Annotated in this window: 15 protein-coding genes; 7 read left to right on the top strand and 8 right to left on the bottom strand. The window is 68.1% G+C overall.

Features of this window, described 5'->3' with window-relative positions; genetic code table 11:
- Positions 1 to 59: 59 nt before the first annotated feature.
- The 5 genes from ABTX60_RS09305 to ABTX60_RS09325 all read left to right on the top strand — a co-directional run bounded on the left by ABTX60_RS09305 (position 60) and on the right by ABTX60_RS09325 (position 7,975).
- A complete protein-coding gene (locus ABTX60_RS09305; protein WP_352096485.1) occupies positions 60 to 1,607 on the top strand; it encodes a Stp1/IreP family PP2C-type Ser/Thr phosphatase in 1,548 nt (515 codons plus the stop codon).
- Between the two features lie 22 nt (positions 1,608 to 1,629).
- Positions 1,630 to 3,078 carry an FtsW/RodA/SpoVE family cell cycle protein gene (locus ABTX60_RS09310; RefSeq protein WP_352096452.1) on the top strand — a complete coding sequence of 483 codons (1,449 nt, stop codon included), beginning with the start codon at positions 1,630 to 1,632 and terminating at the stop codon, positions 3,076 to 3,078.
- Positions 3,075 to 4,553 carry a peptidoglycan D,D-transpeptidase FtsI family protein gene (locus ABTX60_RS09315; RefSeq protein ID WP_352096453.1) on the top strand — a complete coding sequence of 493 codons (1,479 nt, stop codon included), beginning with the start codon at positions 3,075 to 3,077 and terminating at the stop codon, positions 4,551 to 4,553. The genes ABTX60_RS09310 and ABTX60_RS09315 overlap by 4 nt, the downstream gene beginning before the upstream one ends.
- Before the next feature lie 169 nt (positions 4,554 to 4,722).
- Complete coding sequence (pknB, locus tag ABTX60_RS09320; protein ID WP_352096454.1) at positions 4,723 to 6,753, top strand: Stk1 family PASTA domain-containing Ser/Thr kinase; 2,031 nt, start codon at positions 4,723 to 4,725, stop codon at positions 6,751 to 6,753.
- Positions 6,754 to 6,943: 190 nt separating this feature from the next.
- Positions 6,944 to 7,975 (top strand): restriction endonuclease, encoded by a 1,032-nt coding sequence (locus tag ABTX60_RS09325; RefSeq protein ID WP_352096455.1) that lies wholly within the window; start codon positions 6,944 to 6,946, stop codon positions 7,973 to 7,975.
- Between the two features lie 92 nt (positions 7,976 to 8,067).
- Here the strand turns inward: ABTX60_RS09325 and ABTX60_RS09330 are convergent, their stop codons facing one another.
- The 6 genes from ABTX60_RS09330 to ABTX60_RS09355 are packed head-to-tail and all read right to left on the bottom strand — an operon-like array spanning position 8,068 to position 12,336.
- The gene (locus ABTX60_RS09330; protein ID WP_352096456.1) at positions 8,068 to 8,817 is read right to left on the bottom strand and encodes a class E sortase; all 750 of its coding nucleotides are present in this window, start codon (positions 8,815 to 8,817) and stop codon (positions 8,068 to 8,070) included.
- A 13-nt stretch (positions 8,818 to 8,830) separates the two neighbouring features.
- A complete protein-coding gene (locus tag ABTX60_RS09335; protein WP_352096457.1) occupies positions 8,831 to 10,009 on the bottom strand; it encodes a class E sortase in 1,179 nt (392 codons plus the stop codon).
- Complete coding sequence (locus ABTX60_RS09340) at positions 10,006 to 10,644, bottom strand: aminodeoxychorismate/anthranilate synthase component II (RefSeq protein ID WP_352096458.1); 639 nt, start codon at positions 10,642 to 10,644, stop codon at positions 10,006 to 10,008. The genes ABTX60_RS09335 and ABTX60_RS09340 overlap by 4 nt, the downstream gene beginning before the upstream one ends.
- Positions 10,641 to 10,838 (bottom strand): hypothetical protein, encoded by a 198-nt coding sequence (locus ABTX60_RS09345; RefSeq protein ID WP_352096459.1) that lies wholly within the window; start codon positions 10,836 to 10,838, stop codon positions 10,641 to 10,643. The genes ABTX60_RS09340 and ABTX60_RS09345 overlap by 4 nt, the downstream gene beginning before the upstream one ends.
- Before the next feature lie 17 nt (positions 10,839 to 10,855).
- A complete protein-coding gene (locus ABTX60_RS09350) occupies positions 10,856 to 11,533 on the bottom strand; it encodes a class E sortase (protein ID WP_352096461.1) in 678 nt (225 codons plus the stop codon).
- A gap of 23 nt (positions 11,534 to 11,556) precedes the next feature.
- Positions 11,557 to 12,336 carry a DUF881 domain-containing protein gene (locus ABTX60_RS09355; protein WP_352096462.1) on the bottom strand — a complete coding sequence of 260 codons (780 nt, stop codon included), beginning with the start codon at positions 12,334 to 12,336 and terminating at the stop codon, positions 11,557 to 11,559.
- A gap of 139 nt (positions 12,337 to 12,475) precedes the next feature.
- Between ABTX60_RS09355 and crgA the strand changes: the two genes are divergently transcribed.
- Entirely contained in the window at positions 12,476 to 12,730 is a 255-nt protein-coding gene (gene crgA, locus ABTX60_RS09360; RefSeq protein WP_031137573.1) for a cell division protein CrgA, read from the top strand.
- A 254-nt stretch (positions 12,731 to 12,984) separates the two neighbouring features.
- Here the strand turns inward: crgA and ABTX60_RS09365 are convergent, their stop codons facing one another.
- Both ABTX60_RS09365 and ABTX60_RS09370 read right to left on the bottom strand, forming a co-directional pair.
- On the bottom strand, positions 12,985 to 13,875 hold the full coding sequence (locus ABTX60_RS09365; protein WP_352096463.1) for a rhomboid family intramembrane serine protease: 891 nt from the start codon (positions 13,873 to 13,875) through the stop codon (positions 12,985 to 12,987).
- Positions 13,876 to 13,984: 109 nt separating this feature from the next.
- Positions 13,985 to 14,512: a peptidylprolyl isomerase gene (locus tag ABTX60_RS09370; RefSeq protein WP_352096464.1), complete on the bottom strand. Its 528-nt coding sequence runs from the start codon at positions 14,510 to 14,512 to the stop codon at positions 13,985 to 13,987.
- A 338-nt stretch (positions 14,513 to 14,850) separates the two neighbouring features.
- Here ABTX60_RS09370 and ABTX60_RS09375 point away from each other — a divergent pair, with 338 nt between their 5' ends.
- Complete coding sequence (locus ABTX60_RS09375) at positions 14,851 to 15,552, top strand: DUF5324 family protein (RefSeq protein ID WP_352096466.1); 702 nt, start codon at positions 14,851 to 14,853, stop codon at positions 15,550 to 15,552.
- The last annotated feature ends 89 nt before the right edge of the window (positions 15,553 to 15,641 follow it).

Genomic DNA, 15,641 nt, shown 5'->3' on the forward strand with positions numbered 1-15,641 from the left:
GGGTGGGCAGTGTGGCTCGACACGACCGGCTGTACCCGGAGCCGACAGGCGAGGTGCGCATGAGTCTGTCACTGCGCTTCGCGGCCGGATCGCACAAGGGCATGATCCGGGAGGGCAACGAGGACTCCGGATACGCCGGCCCGCGCCTGCTCGCCATCGCCGACGGCATGGGCGGCGCGGCGGCCGGTGAGGTCGCCTCCTCCGAAGCCATCTCCACCATCGTCGCGCTCGACGACGACGTCCCCGGCTCCGACATCCTCACCTCGCTGGGCACGGCGGTGCAGCGCGCCAACGACCAGCTGCGCTCGATGGTCGAGGACGACCCCCAGCTGGAGGGCATGGGGACCACCCTGACGGCCCTGCTGTGGACGGGCCAGCGCCTCGGCCTGGTCCACGTCGGCGACTCGCGCGCCTACCTGCTCCGCGACGGCGTCCTCACCCAGATCACCCAGGACCACACCTGGGTGCAGCGCCTGGTCGACGAGGGCCGTATCACCGAGGAGGAGGCGACCACGCACCCGCAGCGCTCGCTGCTGATGCGCGCCCTCGGATCCGGCGACCACGTCGAGCCGGACCTGTCCATCCGCGAGGTCCGCGCCGGCGACCGCTACCTGATCTGCTCCGACGGCCTGTCCGGCGTGGTCTCCCACCAGACCCTCGAGGACACCCTGGCCAGCTACCAGGGCCCGCAGGAGACCGTCCAGAACCTGATCGAGCTCGCGCTGCGCGGCGGCGGCCCGGACAACATCACGGTCATCATCGCCGACGTCCTCGACCTCGACACCGGTGACACCCTCGCGGGGCAGCTGTCCGACACCCCCGTCGTGGTCGGCGCCGTCGCCGAGAACCAGCACCAGCTGCACGACAACGGCATCATGCAGACCCCCGCGGGCCGCGCCTCCGGACTCGGCCGCCACAGCCGCGGCGGCGGAGGCGGCGAGTTCGGCCCGCCCGGCTCCGGCGACACCACCGGCTACATCCCGGCGACCGGCTTCGACTACGACGACGACTTCACCAAGCCCCGCAAAAAGGGCCGCTGGCTGAAGAGATCCCTCTACGGCGCCCTCGCGCTGGCCGTCGTCGGCGGCGGTCTCTACGGCGGATACCGCTGGACGCAGACGCAGTACTACGTCGGCGCCGAGGACGAGCACGTCGCGCTGTACCGGGGCATCAGCCAGGACCTGGCCTGGGTCTCGCTCTCGGACGTCGAGAAGGACCACCCCGAGATCGAACTCAAGTACCTGCCGCCCTACCAGCAGAAGCAGGTCAAGGAGACCATCCCCGAGGGCGGACTCAAGAACGCCCAGGCGAAGATCCAGGAACTGTCGGTGCAGGCCTCCGCGTGCAAGAAGGAAGCGCAGCGGCGCGAAGCCGAGAGCCAGAACAACTCCAAGACCGGCGAAGGCGAGGCCGGGGGCACCACGGGAACCACTCCCGCCTCCTTCACGTCCAAGGCCACACCGACGCCGAACCCGTCCAGCCCGTCGGGTTCACCGTCGGCCCCGGAGAAGTCCACGCCCCCGACCACGACCGCACCCACCCCCAGCCCCGGCCCCAGCCTCTCGGAGGAAGAGCAGAAGGTCGTCTCGCTGTGCGGTAAGCAGTAGCCGTGAGAGGCCCTGTCACACGATGAGCGGTACGAATACGTCGCACTCGCCGACGCACCACACGTCCACGATCGGCGCCATCGGCGCGCCGAGCCGGCGCAACACCGAGCTCGCACTGCTGGTGTTCGCCGTCGTCATCCCGGTGTTCGCCTACGCCAACGTCGGCCTGGCCCTTCACGACTCGGTGCCGCCGGGCCTGCTGAGCTACGGCCTCGGGCTCGGACTGCTCGCAGGCGTCGGCCACCTGGTCGTCCGGAAGTTCGCGCCCTACGCCGACCCCCTGATGCTGCCACTGGCGACCCTGCTGAACGGGCTCGGCCTGGTGGTCATCTGGCGGCTGGACCAGTCGAAGAAGCTCAGCAACTACGCCGATGCCGCACCGCGTCAGCTGCTGTACTCGGCGATGGGCGTCGCCCTGCTGGCGGTCGTGGTGGTCTTCCTGAAGGACCACCGCGTCCTGCAGCGCTACACGTACATCTCCATGGCCGGCGCGCTGTTCCTGCTGATCCTGCCGCTCGTGCCCGGACTCGGCGCGAACATCTACGGCGCCAAGATCTGGATCAAGATCCCCGGCCTCGGCACGCTCCAGCCCGGTGAGTTCGCGAAGATCGCCCTCGCGGTGTTCTTCGCCGGCTACCTCATGGTCAAGAGAGACGCCCTGGCCCTGGCCAGCCGCCGCTTCATGGGCCTGTACCTGCCGCGCGGCCGCGACCTGGGCCCGATCCTCGTCGTCTGGGTCATCTCGATCCTCATCCTGGTCTTCGAGACCGACCTCGGTACGTCCCTGCTGTTCTTCGGGATGTTCGTCATCATGCTGTACGTCGCCACCGAGCGGACCAGCTGGATCGTCTTCGGTCTGCTGATGTCCGCGGTCGGCGCCGTCGGCGTGGCGAGCTTCGAGCCGCACATCCAGACGCGTGTGCAGGCCTGGCTCAACCCGATGCGCGAGTTCGACCTTTCACGCGCCGGCGTGCAGGACGGCATCATCCACTCCGAGCAGGCCATGCAGGCCCTGTGGGCCTTCGGCTCCGGCGGCACCCTCGGCACCGGCCTCGGACAGGGCAACTCCGACCTCATCGGCTTCGCCGCCAACTCCGACTTCATCCTCGCCACCTTCGGCGAGGAGCTGGGCCTGGCAGGCGTCATGGCGATCCTGCTGCTCTACGGCCTGATCATCGAGCGGGGTGTGCGCACCGCCCTCGCGGCCCGCGACCCGTTCGGCAAGCTGCTGGCCGTCGGCCTGTCCGGCGCCTTCGGCCTCCAGGTCTTCGTCGTGGCCGGCGGTGTGATGGGCCTCATCCCGCTGACCGGTATGACGCTGCCGTTCGTGGCGTACGGCGGTTCCTCCGTGATCGCCAACTGGGCCCTGATCGGCATCCTGTTGAGGATCAGCGACACCGCCCGCCGCCCGGCCCCCGCTCCCGCCGCCAACCCCGACGCCGAGATGACCCAGGTGGTCCGCCCGTCATGAACAAGCCCCTGCGCCGGATCGCGATCTTCTGCGGCCTGCTCGTTCTGGCACTGCTGATCCGCGACAACTGGATCCAGTACGTCCAGGCCGACGAGCTCCGCACCGACAAGAAGAACCGTCGCGTCACCATCGAGCGCTACGCCTCCCCCCGCGGCAACATCATCGTCGGCGGAAAGGCCATCACCGGCTCCGCCGAGTCGTCGGGCAGCGACTTCAAGTTCAAGCGCACCTACAAGGACGGCGCCATGTGGGCGCCGGTCACCGGCTACGCCTCGCAGGCCTTCGGCGCCACGCAGCTGGAGAACCTCGAGGACGGCATCCTCACCGGCAACGACGACCGGCTGTTCTTCCGCAACACGCTCGACATGCTCACGGGCAAGAAGCAGCAGGGCGGCAACGTCGTCACCACGCTCAACGCAGCAGCCCAGAAGGCCGCGTACGACGGCCTGAAGAAGCAGGGCGGCAAGGGCGCTGTCGCGGCGATCGAGCCGTCGACCGGAAAGATCCTGGCGCTCGCCTCCTACCCGTCGTACGACCCCTCTTCCTTCGCCGGTAACTCCACGTCGAAGGACGGCGGGGCCTGGTCGAAGCTGCAGAAGAAGAACAACCCGGACGACCCGATGCTCAACCGGGCCCTGCGCGAGACCTACCCACCCGGCTCCACCTTCAAGGTGGTCACCGCGGCCGCGGCGCTGGAGGACGGTAAGTACACATCCGCCGACGCCAAGACGGACTCGCCGGACCCCTGGGTCATGACGGGCACCAACACGAAGCTGCCCAACGAGGGCAACATCCCCTGCAAGAACGCCTCGCTGCGGGTCGCCCTCCAGTACTCCTGCAACACCGTCTTCGGCAAGATCGGCGCCGACCTGGGCAACGACAAGATGCTGGACATGGCCAAGAAGTTCGGCTTCGACGAGGAGCACTTCACGCCGGTCCGCGCCAACGCCTCGGTCTTCTCCGACGACATGAACCCCTCTCAGACCGCGCTGTCCTCGATCGGCCAGTTCAACACCGCCGCGACGCCGCTGCAGATGGCCATGGTCGCCTCGGCCGTCGCCAACGACGGCAAGCTGATGAAGCCGTACATGGTCGACGAGCTCCAGTCGCCCGGCCTCGACCCGATCACGAAGACCGACCCCGAGGAACTGAGCCAGCCGCTGTCGCCGGAGAACGCCCAGATCCTCCAGTCGATGATGGAGACGGTCGTCGACAAGGGCACCGGCTCGAACGCCAAGATCCCCGGCGTCAAGGTCGGCGGCAAGACCGGTACGGCCCAGCACGGCGTCGACAACAGCGAGAACCCCTACGCGTGGTTCATCTCCTACGCCAAGGGCGACGACGGCAGCGCGCCGGTCGCCGTAGCGGTCGTCGTCGAGGACGACAACGCCGTCCGCGACGACATCTCCGGCGGTGGCCTCGCGGCGCCGATCGCGAGGAACGTGATGGAGGCGGTCATCGACAGCAAGAAGTGACCCCGCTCACGCCTGCTTCACATCGGTGCACGTTGCGATACCGGTCCTGTATCGGCTGACGGGCTTGGCCAGGTCACACAAAGCGAGCCGGGTACGGTAGGCCCGGACGGCAGCCTCCGACCGTACAAACATGCCGGTCGGGACCGACGGAGAGGGCTGGTAGGTAGCTATGGAAGAGCCGCGTCGCCTCGGCGGCCGGTACGAACTGGGCCAGGTGCTCGGGCGTGGTGGCATGGCGGAGGTCTACCTCGCGCATGACACCCGCCTCGGCCGCACCGTGGCGGTGAAGACGCTGCGCGCGGATCTCGCGCGTGACCCTTCCTTCCAGGCCCGGTTCCGCCGGGAGGCCCAGTCGGCCGCCTCGCTCAACCATCCCGCGATCGTCGCGGTCTACGACACGGGCGAGGACTACATCGACAACGTGTCGATCCCGTACATCGTCATGGAGTACGTGGACGGCTCGACCCTGCGTGAGCTGCTGCACTCCGGCCGCAAGCTGCTGCCGGAGCGATCCATGGAGATGACCATCGGCATCCTCCAGGCCCTGGAGTACTCGCACCGCGCCGGCATCGTCCACCGCGACATCAAGCCGGCGAACGTCATGCTGACGCGCAACGGCCAGGTCAAGGTCATGGACTTCGGCATCGCCCGGGCCATGGGCGACTCCGGCATGACGATGACGCAGACCTCCGCGGTCATCGGCACCGCCCAGTACCTCTCCCCGGAGCAGGCCAAGGGCGAGCAGGTCGACGCCCGCTCCGACCTGTACTCCACCGGCTGTCTGCTCTACGAGCTGCTGACCGTCCGTCCGCCCTTCGTCGGCGACTCCCCGGTGGCCGTGGCCTACCAGCACGTCCGGGAGGAGCCGCAGTCGCCGAGCGTCTTCGACCCCGAGATCACGCCCGAGATGGACGCGATCGTGCTGAAGGCACTCGTCAAGGACCCGGACTACCGCTACCAGTCGGCCGACGAGATGCGCGCCGACATCGAGGCCTGCCTCGACGGCCAGCCGGTCGCCGCCACGGCCGCGATGGGCGCGGTGGGCTACGGCGGCTACCCCGACGACCAGCCGACGACGGCCCTGCGCGCGGACTCCGGCGCGGGCGCCACCTCCATGCTGCCCCCGATGAACCCGGACGACGGCGGCTTCGGCTACGACGACCGCCCCGACCGCCGCCGCGGGCAGCAGCGCAAGTCCAACACCTCCACGATCCTGCTGGTGGTGGCGGGCATCCTCGTCCTGGTCGGGGCGATCCTGATCGGCCGGTGGGCGGTCAGCGGAGACGGCGTGAGCAACGACACGCTCGCGGCACCCAACTTCGTCGGCGAGACGAAGGAGAGCGCCAAGAAGCAGGCCGAGAACTCCGACGTCGAAGTGACCTTCTCCAACAAGCCCTGCGACAACCAGGCCAAGGGCAACGTCTGCTCCCAGGACCCGAAGGCCGGGGTGAAGGTCAACAAGGGCGACACCATCTCGCTGGTGGTCTCCACGGGCGCACCGAAGGTGGCTGTGCCGGACGTCACGGGCCTGACCTACGACAAGGCCAAGGCCCAGCTCGAGGAGAAGGGCTTCGTCGTCGACCAGAAGACCGAGGAGTCCGACCGCACCCCCGGCGTGGTCACCAAGCAGGACCCCGGCGTCGACACGGAGCTTGAGAAGGGCTCCACGATCACCCTGACCGTCGCCAAGGAAGCGCAGAAGTCCACCGTCCCGGACGTCCTCGGCCGGGACTGCAACGCCGCCAAGCAGCAGATGCAGGCCAGTGACCTGGTCGGCAACTGCACCGAGGTGGAGACCGACGACGACAGCCAGGTCGGCAAGGTCATCGCGACCACGCCCCAGGCCGGCACGTCGGTCGACCCGAACTCGTCGGTGAACATCCAGATCGGCAAGAAGAAGCAGCAGCAGAAGGTCAAGGTCCCGCAGGTCGTCGGTCAGACCGTCGGCCAGGCCAAGCAGACCCTCGCGCAGCAGGGCTTCACCAACATCCAGTTCGCGAACGGCAGCGACCAGAGCGACAACGCCCTCGTCGCCGGCCAGAACCCCGGTCCCAACCAGGAGGTCGACGACCCGGCAGGGACGACGATCACCCTCCAGACCGTCGGCTTCGGCGACAACAACGGCGGCAACAACAACAACGGCGGCGGCGGAAACGGCGGCATCTTCGGCGGCCTCAACGGCAGCAACGAGGACGACTGACCTCCACGCGCACCGCACGGACATCCCCAGAGCCCCCGGCCTCCAGAGGCCGGGGGCTCTGCCGTGCCCTACCGCCGACGTCCCGCAAACATGCGCGGCTCTCGATCGTGTCTTCATATGTCCTGACTCGTTCGCCGGATGGGGTGGGACATCGGAACCCGCCCCGGCCATCCGAGCCGGAGGACAGAACGTGATCAACGAAACGGCCTTGCTGGAATCGCCGACCCTACGCGGCAGCGTGCTCGACCGCACGGACGTACTCGACAGGGTCAAGGCACTGTCGCTGCTGCCGGACGGGATGCATGTGACGACGGCGATGGTGGCGTCGTACTTCGACGTCGGTCTCGAAGCCATCAAGTCACTCGTCAAGGACCACCGGACCGAGCTGGAAGCCAGCGGCTACCGGCTGCTGACCGGCGAAGAACTGAGGTCCTTCAAGAACCTCAGTGGAATCCAGTCACGCACCCGCTCCCTGGCCCTCTTCCCCCGACGCGCCGTCCTCAACATCGCCATGCTGCTCCGGGACAGCGAAGTCGCACGTCAGGTGCGTGTGTACCTCCTCGACATGGAGCACCTGGCGCGCACACAGCCTGTGGAAAACCCTGCCCCGGCCGACACCGCCGCCCTCGACGCCCGCATCGACCAGCGCATCACCCACGTCCTGGGGACGACCGTCGTCCCCATGTTCAACGCCCTGATCGAAACCTCGGGCGAACACCGGCGAGAGCTCATCGCCCTCCGGGCAGGCGTCCAGCGCATCGAGAAGCGGCTCCGGCAGCACCACACCCGGCTGCAGCGGCTGGAAGCCCCCCGAGAGGACCGCCCCCTCGCCGGAGTGATGGCCACCATGGACGCCATGAACGGGCGCGAGTTCGAAGAACACGTCGCCGAGCTGCTGCGCCGCGACGGCTGCACCAACGTCGTCGTGCAAGGCGGCGGAAGGGACCGCGGCATCGACATCACCGCGCTCACGGCCGACGGGCGGAGCATCGTCGTCCAGTGCAAGAGGTTCGCGCCTCACCTCTCCATCACCAGCCCCGAGCTCCAGAAGTTCCTCGGAGCGGCCAAGGTCCTGCACGACTCCGAAGTGGCCCTGTTCGTGGCGACATGCCCCTTCACCCGCGACGCCCTCAACATCGCAGCCGAGAGCGGCATCACGGCCGTACACCGTGGGCTGCTGGAGGAATGGAGCGCCGGGGCGGTCCTGACCGACCTGGAGTGAGGCCCGACCGCGCAGAAGCCCGAAGCCGCAAGAGTAAGTTGCGGCTTCGGGACTCGGTCATGTTAGCGGCCCACCGCCCGCGAAAAAGCCGGTCAGCCCAGCTCCTTCGGCGGTGTCCGGTCCGCGTCCACCTTCTCCACCCGCTCCAGCTCCCCCCACACCACGTACCGGTACGTGCTCGTGTACACCGGCGTGCAGGTCGTCAGCGTGATGTAGTGGCCCGGCTTCTTCTTACCGGACTCCTTCGGGACCTGGGAAAGGACCTCGACGTTGAACTTCGAGGTCTCCGGAAGGATGTCGAAGACCTTGTAGACGTACCACTTGTCCTTCGTCTCGAAGACGATCGGATCGCCCTTTTCGATCTTGTCGATGTTGTGGAACTTGGCCCCGTGGCCATCACGGTGGGCGGCGAGGGAGAAGTTCCCGTCCTTGCCCGACATCGGCAGGGCCGCCTTCACCGGGTCGGTGTAGTAGCCGGCCACCCCGTCGTTGAGGATCTTGCTCGACGTGCCCTTCTCGACCAGGACCTCGCCGTTCCGCATCGCCGGCACATGCAGGAAACCGATGCCGTTCTTGGTGTCCAGCGCACCGGGACCGCCCCGGCCGTGAGCCCAGTCGTCACGGACCTGGTCGGCCTGCTTGCCGGCCGCCCGGTCGGCGACCACGTTCGTCCACCACAGCGAGTAGACGACGAACAGGCCGAGGATCAGGCCCGCCGTGATGAGGAGTTCCCCGAAGAAACTGACCGCCATGGCGATCGGGCCCGGCCTGCGGCGTGCCGCAGGCGGCCGGGACGCCCCGCCGATGTGCTTCTCGTGGTCCGTGTCGGTGGTCGCTGCCACTGGTCATCTGCCCTTAACTGACGAGCGCATCCGGCTTGCCCTTGCTGCGCGGCCGTTCCTCGACCATCTTGCCCCAGACGATCATCCGGTACTTGCTGGTGAACTCCGGCGTGCACGTGGTCAGCGTGATGTAACGGCCGGGCTTGGTGAATCCGGACCCCGTGGGCACGGGATTCAGCACGCTCGTGTTGCTCGGCGGCGTCACCGGAAGGATCGACGCCATCTTGTAGACGAAGTACTCGTCCTGCGTCTCCACGACGATCGGATCGCCCGGAGCGAGCTTGTTGATGTACCGGAACGGTTCTCCGTGGGTGTTGCGATGGCCCGCGAGGCCGAAGTTGCCGGTCTTGTCACCGGGCATCGCCGTCTTCAGCGCACCCTCGCCGTAGTGGCCGACCATCCCCCGGTCGAGCACGCCCTTGCTGCTGGTGCCCTCGGCGATCGGCACCACCACGTCCAGCTTCGGAATGTGCAGGATGGCGAAACCCTGCCCCGGTTCGAAGACCCCCGGGTTGCGCTTGCCGCTCGCCCAGTCGTTCTGAAGGCTGCTGGCCTCCTGGCCCGCCTGCGCATGCGCCCGGACGTTCGTCCACCACAGCTGATAAGTGACGAACAGCAGCATCAGCACGCCGGTGGTGATGAACACCTCGCCGATGGCCCGGCTCGCGACGACCGCCGGGCCCGGCTTGCGCGCCCGTGCCTGCCGCCGCGCCTCGACCCGGGACAGCGGCACCCCCGCCCGGCTCCCGGAATCGGAGTCGCTGCCCTCGCGGGCTGCCACCGCAGTGTCCGCCCCACCTCCATGGCGCCCGTGACGGCGTTTGGTGGCCTTTCTCCGGGCCGCGCGGCCACCGGAGGCGGATCCGTCTCGCCGGGCGCCGGAAGAAGCCGGAGAACCCGCTGTGGGATAGCCGTCCTCCGCCGGAGGATCCGGAATCCGCAGCGCCACCGTCTCCTCGTCGACGGGCGGCAGATACGACTCGTCCGGAACGGGCTCGTACGACGCGTACTGCCCCGGATGCCGCACACCGGACCGAGGCTGCGCTCCCGGCCCCGGCCCGGGCGGATACGGCTCCTGCTGCGAGGACGCCCCGTACCCCCCGCCCGACCAGTCCTCGAACGCACCCGACACCCCGTAGGACTGCTGCCCGTACGAGGTGTCGGACTCGCGCTCGGGACGCAGCGCGGTCACGCCGTGGCCCTGCCCACCACCGGGGCGAGCCCGGCCGACCTCGCCACCGCGCCCTGGTCGCCGCACTCCACCAGCCAGTTCGCCAGCATCCGGTGCCCGTGCTCGGTCAGCACCGACTCGGGGTGGAACTGCACCCCCTCGACCGGCAGTTCGCGGTGCCTGAGACCCATCACGATGCCGTCGTGCGTGCGCGCCGTGACCTCCAGCTCGGCCGGAACCGTCGCCGGTTCGGCGGCCAGCGAGTGGTAACGCGTGGCCGTGAAAGGGGACGGCAGACCCGCGAAGACACCACCGCCGCCGTGCTCGACCAGCGACGTCTTGCCATGCAGCAGCTCGGGCGCGCGGTCCACCACACCGCCGTACGCCACCTGCATCGACTGCATGCCGAGGCACACGCCGAAGACCGGGACGCCCGTGTCGGCGCAGTGCCGGACCATCTCCACGCACACACCGGCCTGCTCCGGCGTGCCGGGACCCGGGGAAAGCAGGACCCCGTCGAAACCGTCCTGGGCGTGCGCGGTCGACACCTCGTCGTTGCGCAGAACCTCGCACTCGGCGCCCAGCTGGTACAGGTACTGGGCCAGGTTGAAGACGAAGCTGTCGTAGTTGTCGACGACGAGAATGCGCGCGCTCACTGGTTGTCCACCGTCACATCGTTGAAGGGCAGCAGCGGCTCCGCCCACGGGAAGACGTACTGGAAGAGGACGTAGACCAAGGCCACGACCAGGACGAGTGAGATCACTGCCTTCGCCCACGTGTTTCCCGGCAGATGCCGCCAGATCCAGCCGTACATGCCGTCCCTTCCGTCGTACCACGGCACCAGACCCACGCCGTACAGCAACCAGACTAACGGCGCAGCGCCTCTGGTTTCCCGGCCTCCACAGGCTGAGTGGAGTCCAGATGCGCCCAGACGATCAGCCGATGACTGTGCCCCCATTCCGGTTCGCACGTGGTCAGCGTCAGATACCGGCCCGGACGCGTGTACCCGGATGTACGTGGGACAGGGTCGATCACCTCGATGTCGGACGGGACTGTTTTGTACGGGCCTTTGTCGATCCGATACGTGAACCAGGTCGTACCGTCGGTCAGCACCACCGCGTCGCCCCGCCTGAGCTCGGGAAAGTCCTTGAACGGGTCCCCATGGGTACGGCGGTGGCCGGCGACCGCGAAGTTCCCCTTCTGCCCGAGCTGCGCGGTCTCCCCATAGTGGCCCAAACCCTTCTTCAGGGTGCCGGTGGCGGTGCCTTCGAGCACGGGCTTGTTCCACGTGAAACCGAACCGCGGGATGTACATGATCGCGAAAGGCCTGCCCTTGGCGTAGGGCGCGGGTCTCGCAGGACCCGCGGGGGAGCCGGAAGCCGGCGGATGGGGCTTCGACCACTCCTTCCGGAGCAGGTCGATCTGGTCGTCCATCACACCGTCGGCCCGCACACCCGTCCAGAAGAGCACGTAGACGACGAACAGCACGATCACGCTGCCGACGGTGATACAGAGCTCGCTGACGGTCCTCACGATCACGCGCACCGGCAGCTCCCCCGGCCTGGCCGCTACTCCACGGGCTTCGCGTAGTGCAGATCCACTGTGCCCGAGTAGCCGGGCAGAGTCACCGGGCCGTTCTCCTCGACTTTCCACCCGAGCCCGTAGACGTTGACGTAGACCATGTAGTTCTGAATGGCCGGCGAGGCCGCGAGCGCCTTCTGCAGCTTGCCCGGATCACCGACCGCCGTGATCTTGTACGGCGGCGAGTAGACGCGGCCCTGAAGGATCAGGGTGTTGCCTACACAGCGCACCGCGCTGGTGGAGATCAGCCGCTGGTCCATGACCTTGATGCCCTTGGCCCCGCCCTGCCACAGCGCGTTCACCACGGCCTGCAGGTCCTGCTGGTGGATGACCAGGTAGTCCGGCTGCGGCTCGGGATAGCCGGGGAGCTTCGCGGTGGCGTCCGGCGGAGCGTCGTTCAGCGTGACCGAGACCGAGTCGCCCCTGAGCTTCTGCGTGCCCGCGCGCTTCTCCAGCCCGGCGAGCTTGTCGTCCTCCGCCTTGGTGCTGCCGTCGTCGCGCTCCGCCAGGGCCTCTATCTCCTGGCGCAGGGTGCCGTTGGTCTCGTCCAGCTCACCGTTCTCACGGCTGCGCTCGTGGATCAGGTCGGACAGCTTCAGCAGGGAGGTGTCCGTGCGGATGTTGGTGCCTTTGGCCGTATTGAAGCTGGTGAAGAAAATGAGACCCGCGAGAGCGAACACGGCCGCCGTGAGGACGCGAACAGGCCGGAAACGCCGCACGCGCTCAGGGGTGGATCCCGTCCCATGGGAGTCGGCAGAATTGCTCAACGTACCCTTATCTCCTTCGGCGCGGCAGAAGCACTACGCTAACGGACGCCCGGGGGAGCAATCGGAGTCCCCTTACGCTGCCCCGAGACCGACCCAGTTACCTGCGCGGCCACGCAGCGCATCGACAGGAGAGACCCTCGTGCCGAAGTCACGTATCCGCAAGAAGGCCGACTACACGCCGCCGCCTGCGAAGCAGACGACCGCCATCAAACTCAGCAACCGTGCCTGGGTCGCGCCCGTCATGCTGGCCATGTTCCTCATCGGCCTGGCCTGGATCGTCGTCTTCTACGTCACCGACGGAACCCTGCCCATCGACTCGCTGGGCAACTGGAACATCGTGGTGGGCTTCGGCTTCATCGCCGCCGGATTCGGTGTCTCGACCCAGTGGAAGTAGCGGTCACCGCACGGTGAACGCAGCTCTGCCCAGGGGTGTTCGCTGAGTTATCCACAGCGGTTTTCCACATGGGGATAATGAAGACGATCTGTGGATAACCCGTTGGGCGTTGACGCCGGTATGACGGAAGTACCGGTACTCGAAAACTTGTTCGCCCCCTGCCTGACCTGCGGATACGCAGGTCGGTGGCAGGGGGCACATGTGTTCCCGCACCGTATGCACAAGATCCGGCACTCGCTGTGGAAAACGCCTGCTCAGGCGAGCTGCGTCGTCCTCAGAATGGTCATGAGCACGATCACGCCCAGGACCAGGGCGCAGGTGCCGTACTGCACGATCGCGCGGCGCTCGCGGGGGGCGTGGACCATGGCGTAGCCGACGACGACACCGGCGACCAGGCCCCCGATGTGGGCCTGCCAGGAGATGTTGAAGCCGGGGCTGAAGGTGAAGATCAGGTTGATCACCAACAGCGCGATGATCGGCCGCATGTCGTAGTTGAGCCGGCGCATCAGCACGGCTGTCGCGCCGAAGAGGCCGAAGATCGCGCCCGAGGCGCCCAGGGTCGCCGTGGTCGGGGACGCCAGCAGGTAGGCCAGGGCGCTGCCCGCGAGGCCGGAGATGAAGTAGAGCGCCAGATAGCGGGCGCGGCCGAGTGCCGCCTCGAGCGGGCCGCCGAGCCACCACAGGCTGAGCATGTTGAACGCGATGTGCCAGATCTCCTGGTGCGTGAACATCGACGTCACCATGCGGTACCACTCGCCTCCCGCCACGCCCTGCGTGGGCGTGAAGGGGGCCGGCGGCCAGGCACCGAGCAGGACGATGTCGTTCAGCAGCGATTCGTGGACCTGGACGGCGATGAACACGGCCACGTTGATGCCGATGAGGATCTTGGTCAGCAGCCGGGGATCGGCGGCGATGGAGCCGCCCGCGATCGTCCGGGGCAGGGCGGCCGTGGGCGAGTGGCCCGTGCCGGAGCCGGTGCGGACGCAGTCGGGGCACTGGAAGCCGACGGAGGCGTTGACCATGCACTCGGGGCAGATCGGGCGCTCGCAGCGGGTGCAGCGGATGCCGGTCTCGCGGTCCGGGTGGCGGTAGCACATGGGGACGCTGTGGGCGTCCTGCGGGCTGCTCGCAGCCTGGTCGTCCATGGTCTCCCCTAGGTCGTGTGAGAAAAGCCCGCCCCGCTCATCCCTACGGATGAGCGGGGCGATTGGTTCCCCGCGGGAGTCTTCGCGTTCCCGGCGGGGCCCTTCGCGCTCAGCGGGTTTCGACGACGACCGACTCGATGACCACGTCGTTGAGCGGACGGTCGGTGCGCGGGTTGGTCTGGGCCGTGGCGATGGTGTCCACGACCTTCTGGCTCGCCGCGTCGGTGACCTCGCCGAAGATGGTGTGCTTGCGGTTCAGCCACGCCGTCGGGGAGACGGTGATGAAGAACTGCGAGCCGTTGGTGCCCGGGCCGGCGTTGGCCATCGCCAGCAGGTAGGGCTTGTCGAAGCGCAGGTCCGGGTGGAACTCGTCCTCGAACTGGTAGCCGGGACCGCCGGTGCCGTTGCCCAGCGGGTCACCGCCCTGGATCATGAAGCCACTGATCACCCGGTGGAAGACCGTGCCGTCGTAGAGCTTGTCCGTGGACTTCGCACCCGTCTGCGGGTGGGTCCACTCGCGCTCGCCCTGGGCGAGCTCGACGAAGTTCTTGACCGTCTTGGGGGCGTGGTTCGGCAGGAGCCGGACTTCGATGTCGCCGTGATTGGTCTTCAGGGTGGCGTAAAGCTGCTCGGCCACGATCTGCCTTCCGTTGTCTTTCCGTGACTCCCTGATCCTCGCACGGACGGGTCTCCGCGTCGCCCGACCTCGGTGCAGCGGGGGGAAACCCTCGGCGGGTGTTCGCAGAAAACCAGTCGGGTAGCCCCGGGGCGGGGGCGCTCGGCAGCGATCCGTGGCATTGTCGACGACAAGCTCCTGTTGTTCCCCATTCATCCGCTATCGCACGTGATCGGCTCCGGATGCCGGTTCCCGTGACCCGGATGCCCTTCCGCGCATGCCTGGTCGTGCGTCGGGAGGCATGATCCGTAAAAGGGTGGAAAGTCGAAATACCGTACGCCACCGAGGAGGAGGAACCCGTGACCCGCATCGACAGCGTGCGCGCCGCGACTGGTTCGGCGAAGGACAGCGTGCTGCACGCCGCGGACGTGGTGGCGCCCTACGCCGACACGGCCAAGGACAGGGCCGCGCACTACGCACACGAGGCACGCGTACGGCTAGCGCCCAAGGTGACGCAGGCCGCAGGGCAGGCGCGCGTCCAGTACGGCACCCATGTGCAGCCGTATCTGGAGCAGGCCCGCACGCATGTGCCGCCGAAGGTCGACCAGGCCGCCCAGGAAGCCGCCGAACGTACCCGCAAGGCTGCCCGCCAGGCGGCGGAGTACTCGCGACCGAGGATCGAGCAGGCGGTGGCTGCGGCCGTGCCTGTCACGACCGAGGCCGCGGCCCGGAGTGTGGCCGCCCTGTCCGCGCTGCGTGGACAGGTCTCGCCCAAGGAGATCCAGAAGCTGGTCCGCAAGCACGAACGGCGGGCCAAGGCCGGTAAGGCCGCGAAGACGCTGGTGATCCTGGGTGCGGTCGCGGGCGGTGCTTTCGCCGCGTGGAAGTGGTGGGACAAGCAGGCCAATCCGGACTGGCTGGTGGAGCCGCCGGCCGCGACGGAGGTCCCCGAGTCGGGGCGCCTGTCGTCCGTCGACGGCACCGGCCCGTCGGTCCTGGACCCGGAGGTCGAAGCCAAGCAGGCCGAGGACGAGGCCGCCCGCCGCGACGACCGTTCCTGAGGGCGCCGGATCCAACAGCCCGGCGGGGGGGGGGGGGGGGGGGTGGGCCCCCCCCCCCCCCCCGGTTGAGAGTTTAAACCCCACCCCCC

Origin of the sequence: Streptomyces sp. NPDC126510 (assembly GCF_040302345.1) — a bacterium.
Taxonomy (GTDB): Bacteria; Actinomycetota; Actinomycetes; order Streptomycetales; family Streptomycetaceae; genus Streptomyces.